Source organism: Zobellia alginiliquefaciens (assembly GCF_029323795.1).
Lineage (GTDB): Bacteria > Bacteroidota > Bacteroidia > Flavobacteriales > Flavobacteriaceae > Zobellia > Zobellia alginiliquefaciens.
Genome location: NZ_CP119758.1, coordinates 2,105,849 through 2,123,244, shown reverse-complemented (window position 1 = coordinate 2,123,244; position 17,396 = coordinate 2,105,849). Strand labels below are relative to the sequence as shown.

Genomic DNA, 17,396 nt, shown 5'->3' with positions numbered 1-17,396 from the left:
ATGAAAAATTTTAAATTAAGTCTATTATAGTTTCAATCATTAATTGCGCCAAATCTGATGCTTTTTTAATTGATGTACTTTCGGCATAAATTCGGATAATGGGTTCGGTATTCGATTTGCGCATGTGCACCCATTCTCCATTTTTGAAATTTATTTTTGTTCCATCGATCAAATCGAGCTTTTCATTTGCGTATACCTTTTGAATCTGAACAAAAACAGCATCAATATCTGAATCCGGCGGAAGCTCTATTTTTTCTTTCGCTATAAAATAAGAAGGATATGATGCCCGCAATTCTTTACATGACATATTGGACTCTGCCAATAAGGATAAGAATAGCGCAACCCCTACCAGCGCGTCCCGACCGTAGTGCGCTTCAGGATAAATCACTCCACCATTACCTTCACCGCCAATAACAGCATTCACCGACTTCATTTTCTTTACCACATTAACCTCTCCTACAGCGCTTGAAAAATGCTGTCCACCATGCTTTAAGGCAATATCTTTTAATGCTCTTGTAGAAGATAAATTAGAAACAGTATTTCCTGATTTTTTTCCCAAAACATAATCTGCGCAAGCCACTAAAGTATACTCTTCACCAAACATGGTGCCGTCTTGATTTACCAATGCCAAGCGATCTACATCTGGATCTACCACGATACCAAAATCCGCCTTTTCTTTGGCTACCAAAGAAGATATTTCTGTTAAATGTTCTTCTAGCGGTTCAGGGTTATGAGGAAAATTTCCTGATGGATCACAATATAATTCTACACATTCAACACCTAGCTTTTCTAACAAAGCGGGTATGGCTATACCCCCGGTAGAGTTTACCGCATCTAAAACCACCTTATATTTTTTCCGCTTAATAGCTTCTATCGCAACTACATCAAGAGCTAATACCTGTTCTACATGCTCTTCTATGGCGTTGTGCTTGGAAGTGGTTTTTCCTAGGTCATCAACCTCAACAAAACTAAAATCATCGTTGCGCGCAAGCTCAATAATTGCTTCACCTTGTTCCGCGTTTAGAAACTCACCTTTATAATCCAATAATTTTAAAGCATTCCAATGTCCAGGATTATGGCTTGCCGTTACCACAATGCCTCCTTGCGCCTTTTGGGTCACTACCATTACTTCAACGGTTGGGGTAGTGGACAACCCTAAATCGACTATATCAATACCTAGAGCCATAAGTGTATCAGCAACTAGACCGCTGATCAAAGAACCGGATACTCGGGCATCTCGGCCTATCACAACTTGGACAACTTCACCGTTCGATTGTTTTTTTAACCACGTACCATAAGCGGCAGCGAATTTCACTGTATCTATAGGTGTTAGGTTGTCTCCAGGAATTCCTCCGATCGTACCCCTTATTCCCGATATAGATTTTATTAATGTCATATGATATTAAATTTTAATATTCCCAACGTACAAATGCCTCCATTGCCGCATAATGTGCCAACCCCAGCTGATCGTACAGAGTGGCGGTTTCTCTATTTCGGTCTTCTGCCCTTTGCCAGAATTCACGGCTATCAGATCCTTGAAAAACAACCCCATCTTTTTGTGATTGATGTTTAAAAATACCCAATCGCTTTTCGATGACCTGATCAGGGCTCATAGGCACTGCCATATCAATTTCATCAATACCCCATTCTTGCCAAGCACCTCTATACAACCACAACCAACAATCTTGCATAAAGTCTTTATGCTTTATTGATTTTAGCGCCGCAAAAACAGCATCAAGACACACCTTATGGGTGCCATGTGGATCAGCAAGGTCTCCAGCGGCATAAATTTGATGTGGTTTTATTTTTTCTATTAAATCTATGGTCAAAGCAATATCATCTTCACCTAATGGATTCTTTTCAATAGCCCCGGTCTCATAGAACGGAAGGTTCATAAAGTGAATCTGAGCATCTGGCAAGCCTACAAAATGACTCGTAGCCCGAGCCTCTCCTCTTCTTATAATACCTTTAATTTTTCTTAGTTCAGGAATGTCTATCCCACCAACTTCCTTGTTTTTTATAAACTGCCTGCTCTTGTCATAAATTTCCTTTGCACCATCACTAGATATATTAAAAGCCTCGTTGAAATCAGTTATAAATTTTGCAAACCGAATAGCTTCATCGTCAGCAACGGCAATATTACCGGACGTCTGATATGCGACGTGTACCTCATGGCCCTGTTCTCGCAATCGCTTGAAAGTACCTCCCATACTAATAATATCGTCATCCGGATGTGGGCTAAATATCAAGACGCGCTTTTTAGCTGGCTCAGAACGCTCAGGTCGTTTGCTGTCATCTGCATTGGGTTTACCTCCCGGCCAACCCGTAATTGTATTTTGAAGTTTGTTGAAAATACGAATATTGATGTCATAAGCCGGACCTTTTTCTGCCAATAAGTCGCTCATTCCGTTCTCTATATAATCCGCATCGGTAAGCATTAGAATGGGTTTTTTCAATTCTAACGCCAACCCCAAAACAGCTTTGCTGATTAACTTGTTGGTCCATTCTACTTCCTCTACCAACCATGGCTTTTTTAAGCGGGTAAGTTGAGATGCAGCTTCTTTATCCACCACAAAATCAACAGCGTTGTGTTCTTGTAAGAAGGAAGCCGGTACCTGATTGGTAAATTCTTCTTCTACTGCCTTTCTAACGATTGCCGATTTAGCTTCGCCCCATGCCAATAGAATGACACGCTTGGCCTCCATAATTTTGCTGACCCCAAGAGTGATAGCGGTACGTGGCGTATTTTTCAGGCCTTTAAAATCCTTACTCGCAGCAATACGTGTACTATGGTCTAAAGCAACTAAACGTGTTTTAGAGTTTTGTAATGAACCGGACTCATTAAAACCGATGTGTCCATTACCTCCTATACCTAAAATCTGAAGGTCAATGCCTCCCAATTCTTCTATTTTTGATTCGTAGGAATTACAATATTCCGCAATCTCTTGTTTTGAAAGAGTTCCATCGGGAATGTGGACATTTTCTGCATTAATATCTACATGGTCGAACAATTGTTCATTCATAAAACGAACATAACTATGTATAGATTCGGCCTTCATAGGGTAGTACTCGTCAAGATTGAAGGAAATCACATTCTTGAAGCTCAAGTTCTCTTCTTTGTGCAATCGTACAAGCTCTGCATACAGGCTTTTTGGAGAAGAGCCCGTTGCCAAACCTAAAACACACATTTTCTGTTGTGCCTGTTTTTCCCTAATTAAAGAAGCGACCGCTGCAGCTACTTCCTTTGATGCATCCAACGAATTGTTAAATACATGGGTATTAATTTTCTCGAACCGTTTTTCAAGCTCTGTTGCGTTATCAATTACACTTGTCAACATTATATTATATATCCTTTTTAATTAATATTTTTTTCTCGACCAACTTTTAAACTTATAACCCCAAATAGCAAAAAACAAAATGATGAAGTAACAGGGAATCAAAATTATATAGCCCGATGTTGCCGCACTTCCAACTGCTTCCGAAGCTGATACTCCTTGATTTATTAATTCCGCCTTGTTCACATCCACAATTTTCCCATAGAGAGGCGGAATGATAGCCCCACCTGAAATACCCATGACCAACAGGGCCGCCCCGGTCTTGGTGTGCTTGCCCAAATCACTCAAAGCAAGCGGCCAAATTGCTGGCCACACCATTGCATTTGCCATTCCAAGAGCAGCTACAAACAATATAGAAGTTAATCCCTGGGTAGAGATGATACAAATGCTCAGGACAATACCTAAAACCCCACTGCCAACCAATGCGTCTCGTTGCTTAACATATTTGGGCACCAAGAAAATTCCCAAACCATAACACGCCACCATTGTCAACAGGGTAAACGAAGCAAAATATTTTGCCTGGCTTGCAGGAAAACCCATAGCCAAGCCATACGCTATAATACTATCTCCGGCTATTACCTCTATTCCTATGTAGACGAACAGAGTAATGACTCCCAAGAATAAATGAGGATATTGAAATATTGAACTTTTTGTTACTGTTGTTGTTTCTTCTTGCGTACTTTCAACTTGAAGCTCAGGAAGAGGAGCTTTCCGTATTAAAAATGCACCTATAAACAGGCATATTGCCATAATAATATAGGGCAAAACCACACTATCTGCCATTTGATCCAACAGCTGGTTTTTTTCTTCATCGCTAACGACACTCAATCTTTGCTCTGTCGCTTCGATACCCGATAGTAAAAGTGCTCCGAAAATCAGTGACCCAAGAGCACCGGCAACTTTATTGGAAATACCCATTATTGCAATACGTTTAGCTGCACTTTCAATCGGCCCCAATATGGTTATATACGGATTTACCGCGGTTTGCAGCAATGTCATTCCTGCGCCTTGTATGAAGATTCCTATCAAGAAATAGCTATAGGTACGTGCTCCTGCTGCAGGTATAAAAACCAGAGCTCCCAAGCCCATGATCAAAAGACCAAGCGACATACCTTTACAGTACCCTATTCTCTTAAGTATATATGACGCCGGAAGTGCCATGACCACAAAAGATATGTACGAAGCAGATGCCACAAGATAGGATTGTTGATCACTTAACTCGTTAATAGCCTTCATGAAAGGAATAAGCGCTCCGTTCACCCATGTAACAAAACCCAAAATAAAGAACATACCCGCAATAATAGCGATGGAGATTTTTTTAGAATCTGATTTTTTTGTGGGCGAAGAGGTTGTATTCATAGTTATTACGCGTTTGTTTGCTGTACCAACTGTCCTTCATAAAAGGCAATCGTTTCTTTGAGACCTTGTTCAATTGTAAACTTTGGTGTAAAACCTATTTGATTAATTTTTTGAGTTTTGGCCACAGAATGCTTGATATCCCCAGGTCTTTGATCTAGAAACTCAATAGCTGATTTAGAATTGGTAATTTCAATAATATTTTGTGCCAACTCTAAGACCGAAGTCCCTTTTCCCAAGGCCACATTATACACCCCTTCACCCTGACCGGCTGCCAAAAGATTTGCGGACACGACATCTTTCACATAAACAAAATCTCTGGTTTGCTTTCCATCTCCGTAAATAACCAAAGGCTTATTTTGCAATGCATTCATAATAAAAATAGGTACTACGGCCGCATAGGCAGACTTTGGGTTTTGACGTGGGCCGAACACATTAAAATACCGCAATGACGTAGTGGGCACCTCAAACTCGTTCCGGTACATATCTAGATAATACTCCCCGTCTAACTTTGTAATTGCATAAGGAGTCAAAGGCTCCGGCACCATTGTCTCTACTTTTGGAGACACAGGGTTGTTTCCATAATTAGCTGCCGACGATGAAAGCACCACCTTACAATTACCTGTTTTCTTGGCAGCTTCTAAAATGTTTATGGTACCTATTGTATTTATTGAGTTGCACTCGTTTATTTTCTCTATTGACTCGGGCACACTCACTAATGCAGCCAAATGAAAAACAGCAGAAGCCCCGTCAATTAGTTCGGTTATCTTTTGTTCATCGCGAATATCAGTATTGCTGTACTGAACGTTCATTTGGGCGAGATTTTTTTTAAATCCGGTGCGTAGATTGTCTACCACGACCACTTCGTGACCCTCACTTGTTAAATGCTCAACAATATGGCTTCCTATAAATCCCGCACCTCCGGTTACTACATATTTCATGCTTCTTTCAATTTTATGATATCGTTGCTTATTTCAAGAATTTGGTCATATTGCTCTTCAAAGCTATCAATGAGTTTCAGCTGATTTTTAGAACGATTCAGGTTATGATCGTCGTAGTTTGTCTTGTAGTACACGTCACCGTTCAGGTAATCCGTTAGAAAACGAAGTGCCATAATGTAAATAATCGTTTTAGCCCCAAGCGGTAGATGTTCTTTCTCAAGTGGACTAAGGGAGAATCGAAGTTCTTCAAGAAAACCTTTAAAATACGCCTTATAATAGGGCACATTAAAACTTACCAAGCTTAAATCTTTCTCATCTTCCTCAGCGGTATTGCAAATGGTTCGAATGGCATCGCCAAAATCGTTGTGTACAATACCGGGCATTACAGTATCCGTATCAATAACACAAAGTCCTTTATTCTGCTGATTAAAAAGCGCGTTGGAAATTTTAGTGTCATTGTGGGTAACACGTACGGCTATTTTGCCTTTATCCTTTAGGTTTTGCAAAATCAACATCTCCTCCTTCAATTCGTAGATGCTTTCAATGCATGTTCTAGCTTTCTTCAAACGCTCTTGAGTAGCTTTTTCCTTAGCGTTTTCAAATTGCACCAATCTACAGTTCATATCATGAAAACCAGGTATAACCTCAACTAGCTCCGATGCATCAAAATCGCTGGTCTGATTGATAAAATTCCCGAACAGTTTACCGCCTTCATACGCAACTTCTTTCTCTGTTACCGTATCGAACGAAATACTTTTAGGTATGTAGTAAGAGAGATTCCAATACTGACCATTAACATCCCTATGATGGTAGCTCCCATTCACAGCAGGAACAAAAGACAACACCCTTCTATACTTTTCACAATCGGCCATCACCGGTAATTTACTCAACAGGTGCTTACTGATTTTGACTTTGTTTTCTACCAAGGCCGGAATATTTTTGAACACCTCTCCGTTGATGCGCTGTAAAACAAAATCTCGTTCCTGTTCTGTTTCGATTAAATACGTGTCATTGATATGTCCGCTTGAAAATTCTTGAATGCACTTTAGGGTAGCCTGATGATTAAATGCCCCAAAAACAGCTACTATATTTTCTTCATTTCTCATTCCCATAGTTTTTTGGGGTATACTCCGTTTTCCTTGAGTTTCATAATCTCATTTTGAACGATAGCCTTGTCCTCTTTGTACGTTACCCCAAACCATTTTTCATTAGTAGTAAGCACGTTCACCTTCACTTTATCAGACTTCAGCATTTCATTTACCACTGTGGGGATATAGAATTCGGCCTTACTATTTTCTTTGTTGCTTTCAAGAAAATCAACAAACAATTCCCACCCAAACTCAAAGCATTTTGGTGTGAAGCCCCAAAAGTTCATAGAGACATTGGTATCCGCATCTATTGGTTGCAAATCCCCCTCTTCATTTTCAACTACAATACCTCCATCTTTTTTCTCTATATGAGTACGTTCCGTAACGTCTTGAAGAAAATTATCGGTAGAAACCTTGCATTCTCCTCTAGAAACATATCCGTAATCCGAAACTGTATTCTTTAGTTTGTAGGCCACCATATGAAAAGTATAGGATTTTGGATCCGTCTCTCTCAATGAACTGGCCATGGTTTCAAAAGCTTTACGACCATAAAAGTCGTCTGCATTGATAATCGCAAAGTTTTCTTTGACCACATCTTTGGTAAGCAATAATGCGTGACCTGTACCCCATGGCTTTGTACGACTTTCATTGATGTAAGCATCGGGCACTCGGTCCAATTCCTGAAAAACAAACTCCATTTTTGCACGCCCTTTAAGTTTAGGCCTAAAAGTCTCATCAAACTCTTTCAACAAATTCTTCCTTATTACAAAAACAATTTTTTTGAATCCAGCCTCTATGGCATCATATATTGAAAAATCAATAATACTGTCTCCTTCTGGCGAAAAAGTATCCAGTTGTTTTAGACCGCCATAACGACTTCCGATACCTGCAGCAAGAATAACCAAAGTAGGTCCCTCTGAACTGTTATTAAATTTTGACATAACTATTATTTTATTATTTGGAGTTCTCAACGCTATCGCTGAATTATTACTCTTAAAAATTTAAAAGGAACCAGACCGCACTAAAACCCGTTAAATCTTGTTTTTCAGGTTATTATATTAAATAAAGAACATAAATTTCTAAACTACAATCTTAAATTCTGGTACAATTTATCTAAAATAAACTCCATAAAAAAGAAAAATCAATAAAAATGTGTTCGAACACACAATAATTGCGTTATCGAGCACATTTTGTTTCAAATTAAAATAGATTCTTATATTTGTTAAAATGGAAAAAAATTATACCATAAAAGACATAGCACAACTTGCCGGTGTCTCTAAAGGAACCGTAGACCGTGTTATTCATAAACGTGGTAGAGTGTCTACAAAAGCGGCCGATAAGGTGAATGCCGTTTTGGCTAAAATTGAATATAAGCCAAATCCGATTGCCAAAAGTTTAAAGAACAACAAGGTATACAGGATATCCATACTTTTGCCTAAGGCTGATACGGACCCGTTTTGGCAACCCTGCTACTCGGCCATAACACAGGTAGAAAAAGAGTTTGGACACTTTGGCATAAAACTAGAGCAGTGGCATTTTAACCCAGAGGACACCCAAACATTCATTACTGCAGGATTAAAAGCTATTAAGTCCAAACCTGTTGCCATATTAATGGTTCCCCTTTTTTTCAATGAAGCCGAAAACCTGATAAAAAAATGTTCGGAAGCAAAGATTAAAGTAGCCACCTTTAATAATTATATTAAACAGAGTAAAGTTGATTTATTTATTGGACAAGACCTGAACCAAAGTGGAAGAGTCGCCGCAAGTCTATTTAATGTGCTTTTGCAAAAAAATTCAACTATTGCCGTTCTTCATATTGACGAAGTATTTCAAAATGCTTCACATATGCAAGAGAAAGAATGTGGGTTCAAGGGTTATTTTAGCACTAAAAACATCAAAAACTTTAGGATACAGGTACATAATCTTAAAAAAGAATCAGGACGGCCGTTTGAAAACACTATAGAACATTTTGTAAAGACAAATGCAAACGCGTTAGATGGTATATTTGTTACCACTTCTAAGGCCTACTTGTTAGCCGATCAAATCGCTAACCACACCAACAAAACTATAATAATAGGTTACGACCTTGTTGCGGATAATATTACTCATTTGACGAACCAGAACATATCTTTTCTAATTCATCAAGACCCTAAAAAACAGGTCTATTTGAGTCTAACTTATTTGATAGAACATTTTCTTTTTGACAATCCGTTGCGAGAGGAACAGTTATTACCGATTGATATTGTCAATGCCGAAAACTATTCTCAATATCTAACTTAACATTAAGTAAAACTATCCAATATTGGTCCGAAATAGTTTTGCGTATTTCAGAAAGAATTTAGCATCCATCACCTAGGCAACGTAAACTTAAAGTAAGTTCCGGAACAACTATCCGGTCTGTTTTGTAATGTTATGGTTCCGCCAAGTTTTTCTATAATGGCTTTTATTGTGGCAAGGCCTATTCCCGTATCGGTAGGGGTTACTTTGATCAGGGTTTCGAACATTATAAATACTTTTTCCCAGAACTGCTCAAGAATTCCCGGACCATTATCTTGGTACTCAAAGGAATGTAAACCGTCTGTTTCAGAGAATGAAATGTCAATAGAAGTAATGGGTTGTCTTGAAAATTTTATGGAATTTGTAATCAACTCAGAAATTATTTGATCAAAGCTTTTTATGGAATGGTTTACTACGTTATCACAATTGGTAAGCTTCAACTCTATAGCAGATGAAACATTTAACCTTTTTACAATGTTGTGGATTTCCCCTTCTATATTAAACTCAGAGAATTCAACCTCACTGTTCATTATATTGGTGTAGTTAGTAATACCGTTAATGAGCGCTTCCATATAGCTAACACGATCTTCAATAGTATCCAACCACGCTGGAACTTCCGTTTCTTTTAATAAGTGAAGATAATCCAACTTAATAAAGCTAACCAAAGAGCTAATGCCCTGTAGGGGTGTCTTCATATCATGTGCCAACCGATATGTAAAGTGTTTAAGTTGATTGTTTTTTAAACTGAGTTCGTTATTTATTATTCGTTGTAGGCTATTCTGACGTCTAAGCTCTAACTGAGCCATGACTTGATTAGCGAGTGACCTTAAACAATCTTGTTGCCTTTTAGTGAAATTATTTCTAGGCTGTACATCTATAACGCATAGCGTACCTATTGAGTAACCATCTGTAGTATTTAAAGGGGCCCCCGCATAAAACTGCACATTTGGTCCTCCTGTAACCAATGGATTATCTGCAAAGCGCTCATCCTTACTTGAGTCCTCTACAATAAATAAATTTTCAGGTGTGTTTATAGCGTGTGCACAAAATGCCAAATCGCGGGGAGTTTCGGTAGCATCAATACCATAATGTGATTTAAACCATTGTCTATCTGCGTCAACTAAAGATATAAGTGCCATTGGCGTATTACATATGTCTGCGGCAATACGGGTAATGGCATCGTACTCTTCTTCTTCCAACGTATTCAGGACTTCAAAGCTTTCAAGTGCTTTAAGTCTATCGGTTTCGTTAAATGGTATTTCGGGTTTTAGCATAATATCCTACGGATTGAAACATATAAATTTAATAAATGTAGGGGGATACTTTCGTAATAAATCACATTTAACTGACTTATAATTGTTTACAACGTAATTGTAGAGCAGGTTATTGCGTTGCAAATCCATAAATATAAACTAATAAAAATCCCAGAGAGAACTTATATAAATGCGCACGGATAAAAAACAAAACCTCAGCAATCATACCTGTAGATTGCCGAGGTTATTTTATTAGAAAAGATTGTATAAATTATACCTATTCTATTTCAATATCAAAACTGGCTTCAACGTCCGTTTCTCCACCGGCATCGGCCAAGGACCCATCATTTGGTTTACTCGGCTCGTGACGCAAAGTAAATGTAAGCGTACCTGTACTAGCTTCTCCTGTAGTTACGGTAAATTCAATTCCTATTGGATTACCGTCCTCATCTAAATCAGCATACTCCGTTGTAAGATCAAGACCTGTTCCTACACTGTAGAAAAACTGGTGCTCATCACCTTCTTCTTCAACCTCTTCCGTAATATTTTCAGCAGGGCTTTCGGTTTCGTTCCAAAGAACTATACTACCATCATATACCATGTTGGCCGCTAGGCTTCCTGACACCGTATAAACCGGTTTATCTGAACCATCACCGTCTAAATCTTGTAATTGTAGTGTAATATCATCTCCATTCCCTTCAGGGGCGAGGGTTACCGTAACCGTAGTAATAAGCTCTTCTTCGTTTACTATTTCTGGCGTATTGTCATCATCATCTGAACAAGAAACAAACAAGGTTCCGGCTACAAGCAATGCGGTTAATAATTTAATCTTTTTCATTTTTTTAGGTTTAAAAATTAGTAATTCAATTTAAGGTTTAACAAATAGTTTCTACCCAACTCATCTGCATAGTAGCGCAAACGATTCAGGTAATTTCTATATGAATTATCCAGTAGGTTGGTAACTTTAAACCCTACTGTTAATTGTGATTTTTGTGTAATATTGAAATCCACACTGGAATTAAAATTTAATACGTGATACGCGTCTGGCGACGTACTGACATCAACAATTTCATTGGTTTCCGTTTGCGGTATGTATACTTCAAAATTGTTGTTTGGAAATTCATTCTGGCGAAATACAAATTCACTTTGCAATGCCAATTGAAGGTTATTAATCTTAGGGTTTTGGTATACTACACTATTTTTTGTGTTGACAGGGGGCATACTTATTAAAGGTTCTTCTCTACTCTGATCATAGCCTTTAACAAAAGAAAACTGGTGATCCAAACGCAAGTTTTCAGTAAACGCGTAGGAGGCATCTAGATCAAACCCTAATAAAAGTGCATCGGTCTGGCGGTATTCCCAAACTTGAAAGTTACCTCGTATAGTCTGTTCTATAGATGTAGGTTCAATAACAATAAAATCATTGATACTATTAATAAAAGGGTTAATAGAAAAACTGAAAATTGGATTCTGACGTTCAAATGTCATAGCCCCCTTATGAGCAATTTCTGATTTAAAACCAAGGTCTCCCATCTCAATTCGCGAAGCCGAGTGATGCAGGCCCTCACTAAACAATTCCGAAGGATTGGGTGCCCGTGAAGCCAATGAATAATTAAAGAAAATCTTGTATTCGTCATCAAATGCATACGTTGCCGCCGCGGTTGCAGATGCATTGTAAAAACTTAATTGTGGGTTGGTCAAAATCTGATTGCCCGTTTCCTCTACAATGATATCTGGGTAGAGTTCATCATAATTACGACTTTCCCAAGTTGAAGTCCTATAGAATTTAAATGCGTCCATATATGTGTAGTCAAAACGGCCACCGATTTCAATAAGTAAATTCTCGTTCAGGTCATAATCTGCTACGGCATATCCGCCCAAATCATATTTGTCATAGTCTGGTATTAATCTACGAATACCGGTAGTGGGATCAGCAAAATTGGTTTGATACCGCGCCATTACACCCGTCTTTAAATTGATTTTTTCAGTAAGGTCACTATCCAAATCAAGTAAAACGGTATGTGTATCCAGTTCCAAATCAATAGATGCCTTATCTGCATCATCCCCTACACGTATATCGTATTCCAACCTATTATTTCGTTGAAAATCATACTGTAGACTTAGTTTTCCGAGACCTTCAAAACGTGAGAATATTTTAAGACGAGCCAAATGATGCGTAACATCCTGTCGGGGCTCTGCAATGTCATAGGTAAAATCTTCGATTACTAAAGGCCTATTGCTATTGATTGCCGCTAATTGGTCTGAAGCACCTCCTAAGTGAGAGGCACGGAGTATTCCTATTTCGTTTTTAAAGAAGGAATAATACCCTTCTAATCCATATTTAAAACGGTTTAAACCAAAATGCAAAGACGCACTACGTTCAAAAATACCGGTATTGCTCAACACATAATCCGGAGTCTCAAAATCTCCGTAACGTTTTACCGTTCCCTGGGCAGTGGCATACCAACCATTTTGATAGCTTTTCGTAAGTTGTGAGGTGACCGAAGAACCTCTGCCGTTAGAGGCCAAGTTCCAAAGTGTTTTTCCGTACAAGCTGTCCTTTACGGGTACTTTTAATGCGTCAGCAACAATAACCCCACCAACCGCACCACCACCGTACTGAAGTGCTCCAGCACCTTTTATTAGAGTTAAGTTTCCAACAGAATTCACATCAATATTAGGGGCGTGTTCCGCTCCCCATTCTTGATCTTCCATTCTAACACCATTATTAACGATAACTACACGGCTACTATGCAAACCGTGAACCATAGGCTTAACAACGGCATTACCCGTATTCAACGAAGAAACGCCGCTAAGACTGTTTAGGGCATCACCCAAAGAACCGTTACTGAAGTCCTCTAATTTTTCAGTTGATATTTTGTTCTTAAAAATGGTTTTAGCTTCACGCTGATATGTTTCTCCTTTAATGGTTACCTCATTAAGTTCTTCTAAATGATGTTCCAACCGAAAAATCTTACTGGTGTTACCGGATACCTTTACGGTATACCCTTGAGTTAGACAGTAAGGATGCGAAACCTGTATGGAATAGGTACCATCACAAAGCCCGGTAATAGTATAGTTACCATCAACATCTGTCTGTACGGCCTGTTCGGTTCCGGCTACAATTAACAAGGCACCAGATAATACAGAACTATCGTGCAAATCGATTACTGTTCCGGAAAGGGTGTTGTCACAATCTTGGGAAATAGGAGATATACTGCCAAATAGCAGCATAGATATAGCATATAAAAGCATATACATTCTTAAATTAAATAAAACGGAATCCGTGTTTGTTTAACTAAGAAAATGTGGGGGTGCTCTTAATTGGGTATTGGTTATTTTAAATGAGTGAAACAGTAAGGAAGAAAATGAACTTTCTAACCGTTGCGGAACAGATGCAACGAAAAAATCCACATACTCAGGTACTTTATAGTCAAATGAGACCAATTGAAAATGACAAATTTGACAATCGGCAACATCTGCATGAATGTGAGTAGTCTGCTCATGGCAAATCTCGTGTTCGTGTGCTTCAAAGACATGAGTGAACTTTACAAGCATAGGCAACATTAGTGCTGACATGAGCAATAATGCGACAATATTCTGTCCTATTTGTTTTCTTGTCTTCATTGAAATTTCACCATCCTCTTAAAATAGGAGTCGTTTTTTCTAAGGCGCAAAGATATAAAACTATTTTTCACAGTGAAAAATTTATGCTAAACCACATGGACCAACAGTTCATATATGCTACATACATGAGTTACCGTCCTATCCCCTAATAGGCCTTTTCCTCGCCACGAACAGCATTCACTATAGTTAGATATATAATGCTTAGATCTAGACCTAGAGACCAGCTTTCCGTGTAAAAAATATCGAACCGAATGCGGTTAACGATATCCGCCTTTTTAATAATCTCTCCTCTATACCCTTTTATTTGAGCTAAGCCAGTTATACCAGGTTTTACAAAATGCCGAACCAAATATTTATCAATTGAAGTTTCGTACATTTCCGTATGTGATTCCATATGGGGCCTAGGGCCCACCACGCTCATATCTCCTAGAAAAACATTAATAAATTGCGGTAGTTCGTCTATACTTGTTTTTCGTATAATTTTACCTATCCGGGTTACGCGCATATCATTTTTAGTGGCCATAACGGTATCCGCACTATCGTTCTGCGTCATAGAGCGAAACTTGTAGCACCAAAATGTTTTTCTATTTACTCCATGCCTTTTTTGTTTGAAAAAAAGAGGCCCTTTGGATTCAAATTTCATCAAAATATACAGCAGTGGTGCAAGCCAAGAAAGTACCAAAAGAATTACCATTGATGAAAACAAAATATCAAAAGTACGTTTAACTATAGGCGCATATTCTACCTCAAGAGGCGATTTTCGCATAGCAAGAACGGGAATCGTATCATAAAGTTCAATGAACATGGAGCGTGTAAAGATTTCCTTATTATCCGGAATGATTTTAAGTTTCTTCAAATTATTGTCGGCAAAAGTGACCAAGTACTCCAGTTCTTTTTTTGATAATTTAGAAGCGATACAATAGATATAATCAACATCGTTTTCTAGAATGTATTTAAAGCAATCGTTCATCTTACCCAAATAGGTTGGGCTAACAGAAGGCTTATCATCAAAGAAACCCTTATAACGATAACCCAGTTCCGGTTGATCAAAAACCCTTCTTATTTTTTTTAGATTCCTATCACGGCCTATAACAACAACATTTCTAAAGTTACCCCCATATAACCTGTATTTTTTTCTGACCCAATAAAAAAGAGATCTATAGGCGGTTATGAAAAAGCAGATTATCAAAAAGACAGAGGCCCTATATTCAAAAGTATAAATGCCATCACTCCTAAGACCATAAAGCGCAAAATACGCCAGTCCGTAAATACCCAGTAACTTAAAGAATTTCCCAAGATTGGTTTCAAATGTCTCTCGCCTTTCTGTGGGATAAAAATTGAGGCTAAACGTAATAATCAGCCAAGATAAATTATAGTAAATCATATTTGAGCTCTCTACATACGTAATGGGAGTCATTAGGTAAAGAATGCCGTTTAATATACAGAGGTGTAAAAGAACTGAAAACGGAATAATCAATAAAGACTTTTTCATGATAGCTACATTTTGGTTACAACTAAGTTGGTTTTCAAATTTTATTTTTCGCCATATGGAATGATTAAAAAGCACGAACAACCTCGTGATCTCTAAATCAACAGTTCAAAATAAGATTTGGGATGCGTATGCAGCTGGGGGAAATTACAAGCACGTTTAGTGCTTGTAGAAAAAATTAATGCAATAGTAGGTGTATTGCAATCAAAAGGTAAGTCGATCTAAGTAGCTGTAAAAGAGAATTTCAGCTTGAATCCAAGCGGTAAGCTGGGTGTCATGATAATAATTTAAAAAACGATTGGTAAAATTCAGGTACTAACAATTTAAACAACCCTAATATCCAATCAATCAACATACTGCCATCACAATTGCCGATATCGTAATTAACATTTATTTAAGAAATTAACGTCTCGGAAAAATATCACACCCTAAAACAGAGAACATTCAATTTAGCGATCTGTATTTTACGAGTATATCAAATTAGAGCGTTTTAACGATACGAATATTTGTCTTAAGCATAGGGATACCTATTCTTTGATACCGAATTTTTTATTTGATAAACATTCCAGTGCTTTTTATCGGAATTATCTGCTTCATTTTTTTAATTCATTAAAAATTTCCTTTAGTCAGATAGCAATAAAATAATTAACCCATAAGCTTTTCTTAACATCATAAAATTTACAAATAGTAAAATAATATTGAGATTTGTAATTTAATATTTACTATTTGTAAACTTTTAATGACTTTCAAAATAAATTATAAAGACATTAGATTTCTTTCCTATGGAGCATTTGCGTCATTTGGCACGTATTTCTGTATGTACGCTTTTCGAAAGCCATTTACGGTTGCAACCTATGAACAGCTAGCGTTTATGGGTATAGATTTCAAAATTATTCTAATTATTACCCAAGTGCTTGGGTATATGCTCTCTAAGTTCATAGGCATTAAGCTCATATCTGAACTAAAAGCCACTAACCGTTTACGTTACCTAATACTAATGATTGCCATTGCGGAATTGAGCTTAATACTTTTTGGTTTGGTCTCCCCTCCGTACAACATCATATTTATGTTTTTTAACGGTCTCTCCCTGGGCATGATCTGGGGTATCGTTTTCTCCTATTTAGAAGGAAGGAAATTTACGGAAATACTTGGCGTTACCTTATGCTCAAGTTTTATAGTTTCTAGTGGTGCCGTAAAATCCTCAGGCTTATTGTTAATACAATTGACCGGAGTTTCAGAAATGTGGATGCCCGCCATGACAGGCGCAGTTTTCTTGATCCCATTTTTAAGTTTTGCTTTTCTATTGGATAAAATCCCAAAACCTACAAAAGAAGACAAGGCACTTAGAAAAGAACGGAAGCCTATGAGTCGCGAAGACCGTAAAAAGGTACTCTCCAACTTCTTCTTCCCTATTGTAATTCTTGTCTTTTTCTACATTTGCCTTACTGCGATACGCGACTTTAGGGATAATTTTTCTCGTGAAATTTGGGATGCCGTTGGTTTTGAAGACAATGCTTCCATTTATACTTTGTCTGAGCTACCTGTAGCCATAATCGTTCTAATATCCATCGGTCTTTTTGCCTTTGTTAAAGATAATTACCGGGCCTTTATAACCTACCATTACTTGTTAATTTTTGGGGCGATCCTTATTGGCGGTAGCACCTTTCTATTTCAAACACAAGTAATGGGACCGGTACTATGGATGGTTTTAGTGGGTCTGGGACTGTACATCTGCTACGTACCTTTTAACTGTATATTTTTTGATAGGATGATAGCCACTTTCAAAATAGAGGGTAATGCCGGCTACCTCATCTATATTGCAGATGCCTTTGGGTACTTGGGAAGCATGGCCATCCTACTATATAAAAATTTCGGACATCGCTCCGTCTCATGGCTACAATTCTTTAGCTATGGAACTTATGCTATTGCCTTTGTGGGCTTCGCGGCAACTACTTGCTCATTAATCTATTTCAAGAAAAAATATAAGATGGAACAACTAACGTTAAACAATGAACTGCATATTATATGAC

13 protein-coding genes are annotated in these 17,396 nt (G+C 37.9%); 2 read left to right on the top strand and 11 right to left on the bottom strand.

Annotated elements, in window-relative coordinates:
• Positions 1 to 10: 10 nt before the first annotated feature.
• Genes glmM through P0077_RS08935 form a run of 6 tightly spaced genes read right to left on the bottom strand, consistent with a single transcriptional unit; the run spans position 11 to position 7,661 of the window.
• Positions 11 to 1,396 (bottom strand): phosphoglucosamine mutase, encoded by a 1,386-nt coding sequence (gene glmM, locus P0077_RS08960; protein ID WP_276168799.1) that lies wholly within the window; start codon positions 1,394 to 1,396, stop codon positions 11 to 13.
• A 13-nt stretch (positions 1,397 to 1,409) separates the two neighbouring features.
• Positions 1,410 to 3,338 (bottom strand): glucosamine-6-phosphate deaminase, encoded by a 1,929-nt coding sequence (gene nagB, locus P0077_RS08955; protein WP_276168796.1) that lies wholly within the window; start codon positions 3,336 to 3,338, stop codon positions 1,410 to 1,412.
• A 21-nt stretch (positions 3,339 to 3,359) separates the two neighbouring features.
• Complete coding sequence (locus tag P0077_RS08950) at positions 3,360 to 4,694, bottom strand: sugar MFS transporter (protein WP_276168795.1); 1,335 nt, start codon at positions 4,692 to 4,694, stop codon at positions 3,360 to 3,362.
• A gap of 5 nt (positions 4,695 to 4,699) precedes the next feature.
• Positions 4,700 to 5,632: an NAD-dependent epimerase/dehydratase family protein gene (locus tag P0077_RS08945; RefSeq protein WP_276168793.1), complete on the bottom strand. Its 933-nt coding sequence runs from the start codon at positions 5,630 to 5,632 to the stop codon at positions 4,700 to 4,702.
• On the bottom strand, positions 5,629 to 6,738 hold the full coding sequence (locus P0077_RS08940) for a phosphotransferase enzyme family protein (protein ID WP_276168791.1): 1,110 nt from the start codon (positions 6,736 to 6,738) through the stop codon (positions 5,629 to 5,631). The genes P0077_RS08945 and P0077_RS08940 overlap by 4 nt, the downstream gene beginning before the upstream one ends.
• Positions 6,735 to 7,661: a nucleotidyltransferase family protein gene (locus P0077_RS08935; RefSeq protein WP_276168789.1), complete on the bottom strand. Its 927-nt coding sequence runs from the start codon at positions 7,659 to 7,661 to the stop codon at positions 6,735 to 6,737. The genes P0077_RS08940 and P0077_RS08935 overlap by 4 nt, the downstream gene beginning before the upstream one ends.
• 286 nt (positions 7,662 to 7,947) lie before the next feature.
• Here P0077_RS08935 and P0077_RS08930 point away from each other — a divergent pair, with 286 nt between their 5' ends.
• A complete protein-coding gene (locus P0077_RS08930; RefSeq protein ID WP_276168787.1) occupies positions 7,948 to 9,000 on the top strand; it encodes a substrate-binding domain-containing protein in 1,053 nt (350 codons plus the stop codon).
• Positions 9,001 to 9,068: 68 nt separating this feature from the next.
• On the opposite strand, the gene P0077_RS08925 is transcribed toward P0077_RS08930, so the two are convergent.
• The 5 genes from P0077_RS08925 to P0077_RS08905 all read right to left on the bottom strand — a co-directional run bounded on the left by P0077_RS08925 (position 9,069) and on the right by P0077_RS08905 (position 15,369).
• Entirely contained in the window at positions 9,069 to 10,271 is a 1,203-nt protein-coding gene (locus P0077_RS08925) for a sensor histidine kinase (protein WP_276168785.1), read from the bottom strand.
• Between the two features lie 256 nt (positions 10,272 to 10,527).
• The gene (locus P0077_RS08920; protein ID WP_276168783.1) at positions 10,528 to 11,088 is read right to left on the bottom strand and encodes a type 1 periplasmic binding fold superfamily protein; all 561 of its coding nucleotides are present in this window, start codon (positions 11,086 to 11,088) and stop codon (positions 10,528 to 10,530) included.
• 17 nt (positions 11,089 to 11,105) lie between these two features.
• Positions 11,106 to 13,511, bottom strand: a complete 2,406-nt coding sequence (locus tag P0077_RS08915; RefSeq protein ID WP_349292989.1) for a TonB-dependent receptor domain-containing protein — start codon at positions 13,509 to 13,511, stop codon at positions 11,106 to 11,108.
• Between the two features lie 33 nt (positions 13,512 to 13,544).
• Positions 13,545 to 13,877 carry a hypothetical protein gene (locus tag P0077_RS08910; RefSeq protein ID WP_276168781.1) on the bottom strand — a complete coding sequence of 111 codons (333 nt, stop codon included), beginning with the start codon at positions 13,875 to 13,877 and terminating at the stop codon, positions 13,545 to 13,547.
• 145 nt (positions 13,878 to 14,022) lie between these two features.
• The gene (locus tag P0077_RS08905) at positions 14,023 to 15,369 is read right to left on the bottom strand and encodes an exopolysaccharide biosynthesis polyprenyl glycosylphosphotransferase (protein WP_276168779.1); all 1,347 of its coding nucleotides are present in this window, start codon (positions 15,367 to 15,369) and stop codon (positions 14,023 to 14,025) included.
• A 736-nt stretch (positions 15,370 to 16,105) separates the two neighbouring features.
• On the opposite strand from P0077_RS08905, the gene P0077_RS08900 reads away from it, so the two are divergent.
• Complete coding sequence (locus P0077_RS08900) at positions 16,106 to 17,395, top strand: DUF5690 family protein (protein ID WP_276168777.1); 1,290 nt, start codon at positions 16,106 to 16,108, stop codon at positions 17,393 to 17,395.
• Position 17,396: the final 1 nt, after the last annotated feature.

Coding starts and splice junctions, on each gene's coding strand:
- glmM (WP_276168799.1), bottom strand. CDS start 1,396: ATGACATTAATAAAATCTATATCGGGAATAAGGGGTACGATCGGAGGA.
- nagB (WP_276168796.1), bottom strand. CDS start 3,338: ATGTTGACAAGTGTAATTGATAACGCAACAGAGCTTGAAAAACGGTTC.
- P0077_RS08950 (WP_276168795.1), bottom strand. CDS start 4,694: ATGAATACAACCTCTTCGCCCACAAAAAAATCAGATTCTAAAAAAATC.
- P0077_RS08945 (WP_276168793.1), bottom strand. CDS start 5,632: ATGAAATATGTAGTAACCGGAGGTGCGGGATTTATAGGAAGCCATATT.
- P0077_RS08940 (WP_276168791.1), bottom strand. CDS start 6,738: ATGAGAAATGAAGAAAATATAGTAGCTGTTTTTGGGGCATTTAATCAT.
- P0077_RS08935 (WP_276168789.1), bottom strand. CDS start 7,661: ATGTCAAAATTTAATAACAGTTCAGAGGGACCTACTTTGGTTATTCTT.
- P0077_RS08930 (WP_276168787.1), top strand. CDS start 7,948: ATGGAAAAAAATTATACCATAAAAGACATAGCACAACTTGCCGGTGTC.
- P0077_RS08925 (WP_276168785.1), bottom strand. CDS start 10,271: ATGCTAAAACCCGAAATACCATTTAACGAAACCGATAGACTTAAAGCA.
- P0077_RS08920 (WP_276168783.1), bottom strand. CDS start 11,088: ATGAAAAAGATTAAATTATTAACCGCATTGCTTGTAGCCGGAACCTTG.
- P0077_RS08915 (WP_349292989.1), bottom strand. CDS start 13,511: ATGTATATGCTTTTATATGCTATATCTATGCTGCTATTTGGCAGTATA.
- P0077_RS08910 (WP_276168781.1), bottom strand. CDS start 13,877: ATGAAGACAAGAAAACAAATAGGACAGAATATTGTCGCATTATTGCTC.
- P0077_RS08905 (WP_276168779.1), bottom strand. CDS start 15,369: ATGAAAAAGTCTTTATTGATTATTCCGTTTTCAGTTCTTTTACACCTC.
- P0077_RS08900 (WP_276168777.1), top strand. CDS start 16,106: ATGACTTTCAAAATAAATTATAAAGACATTAGATTTCTTTCCTATGGA.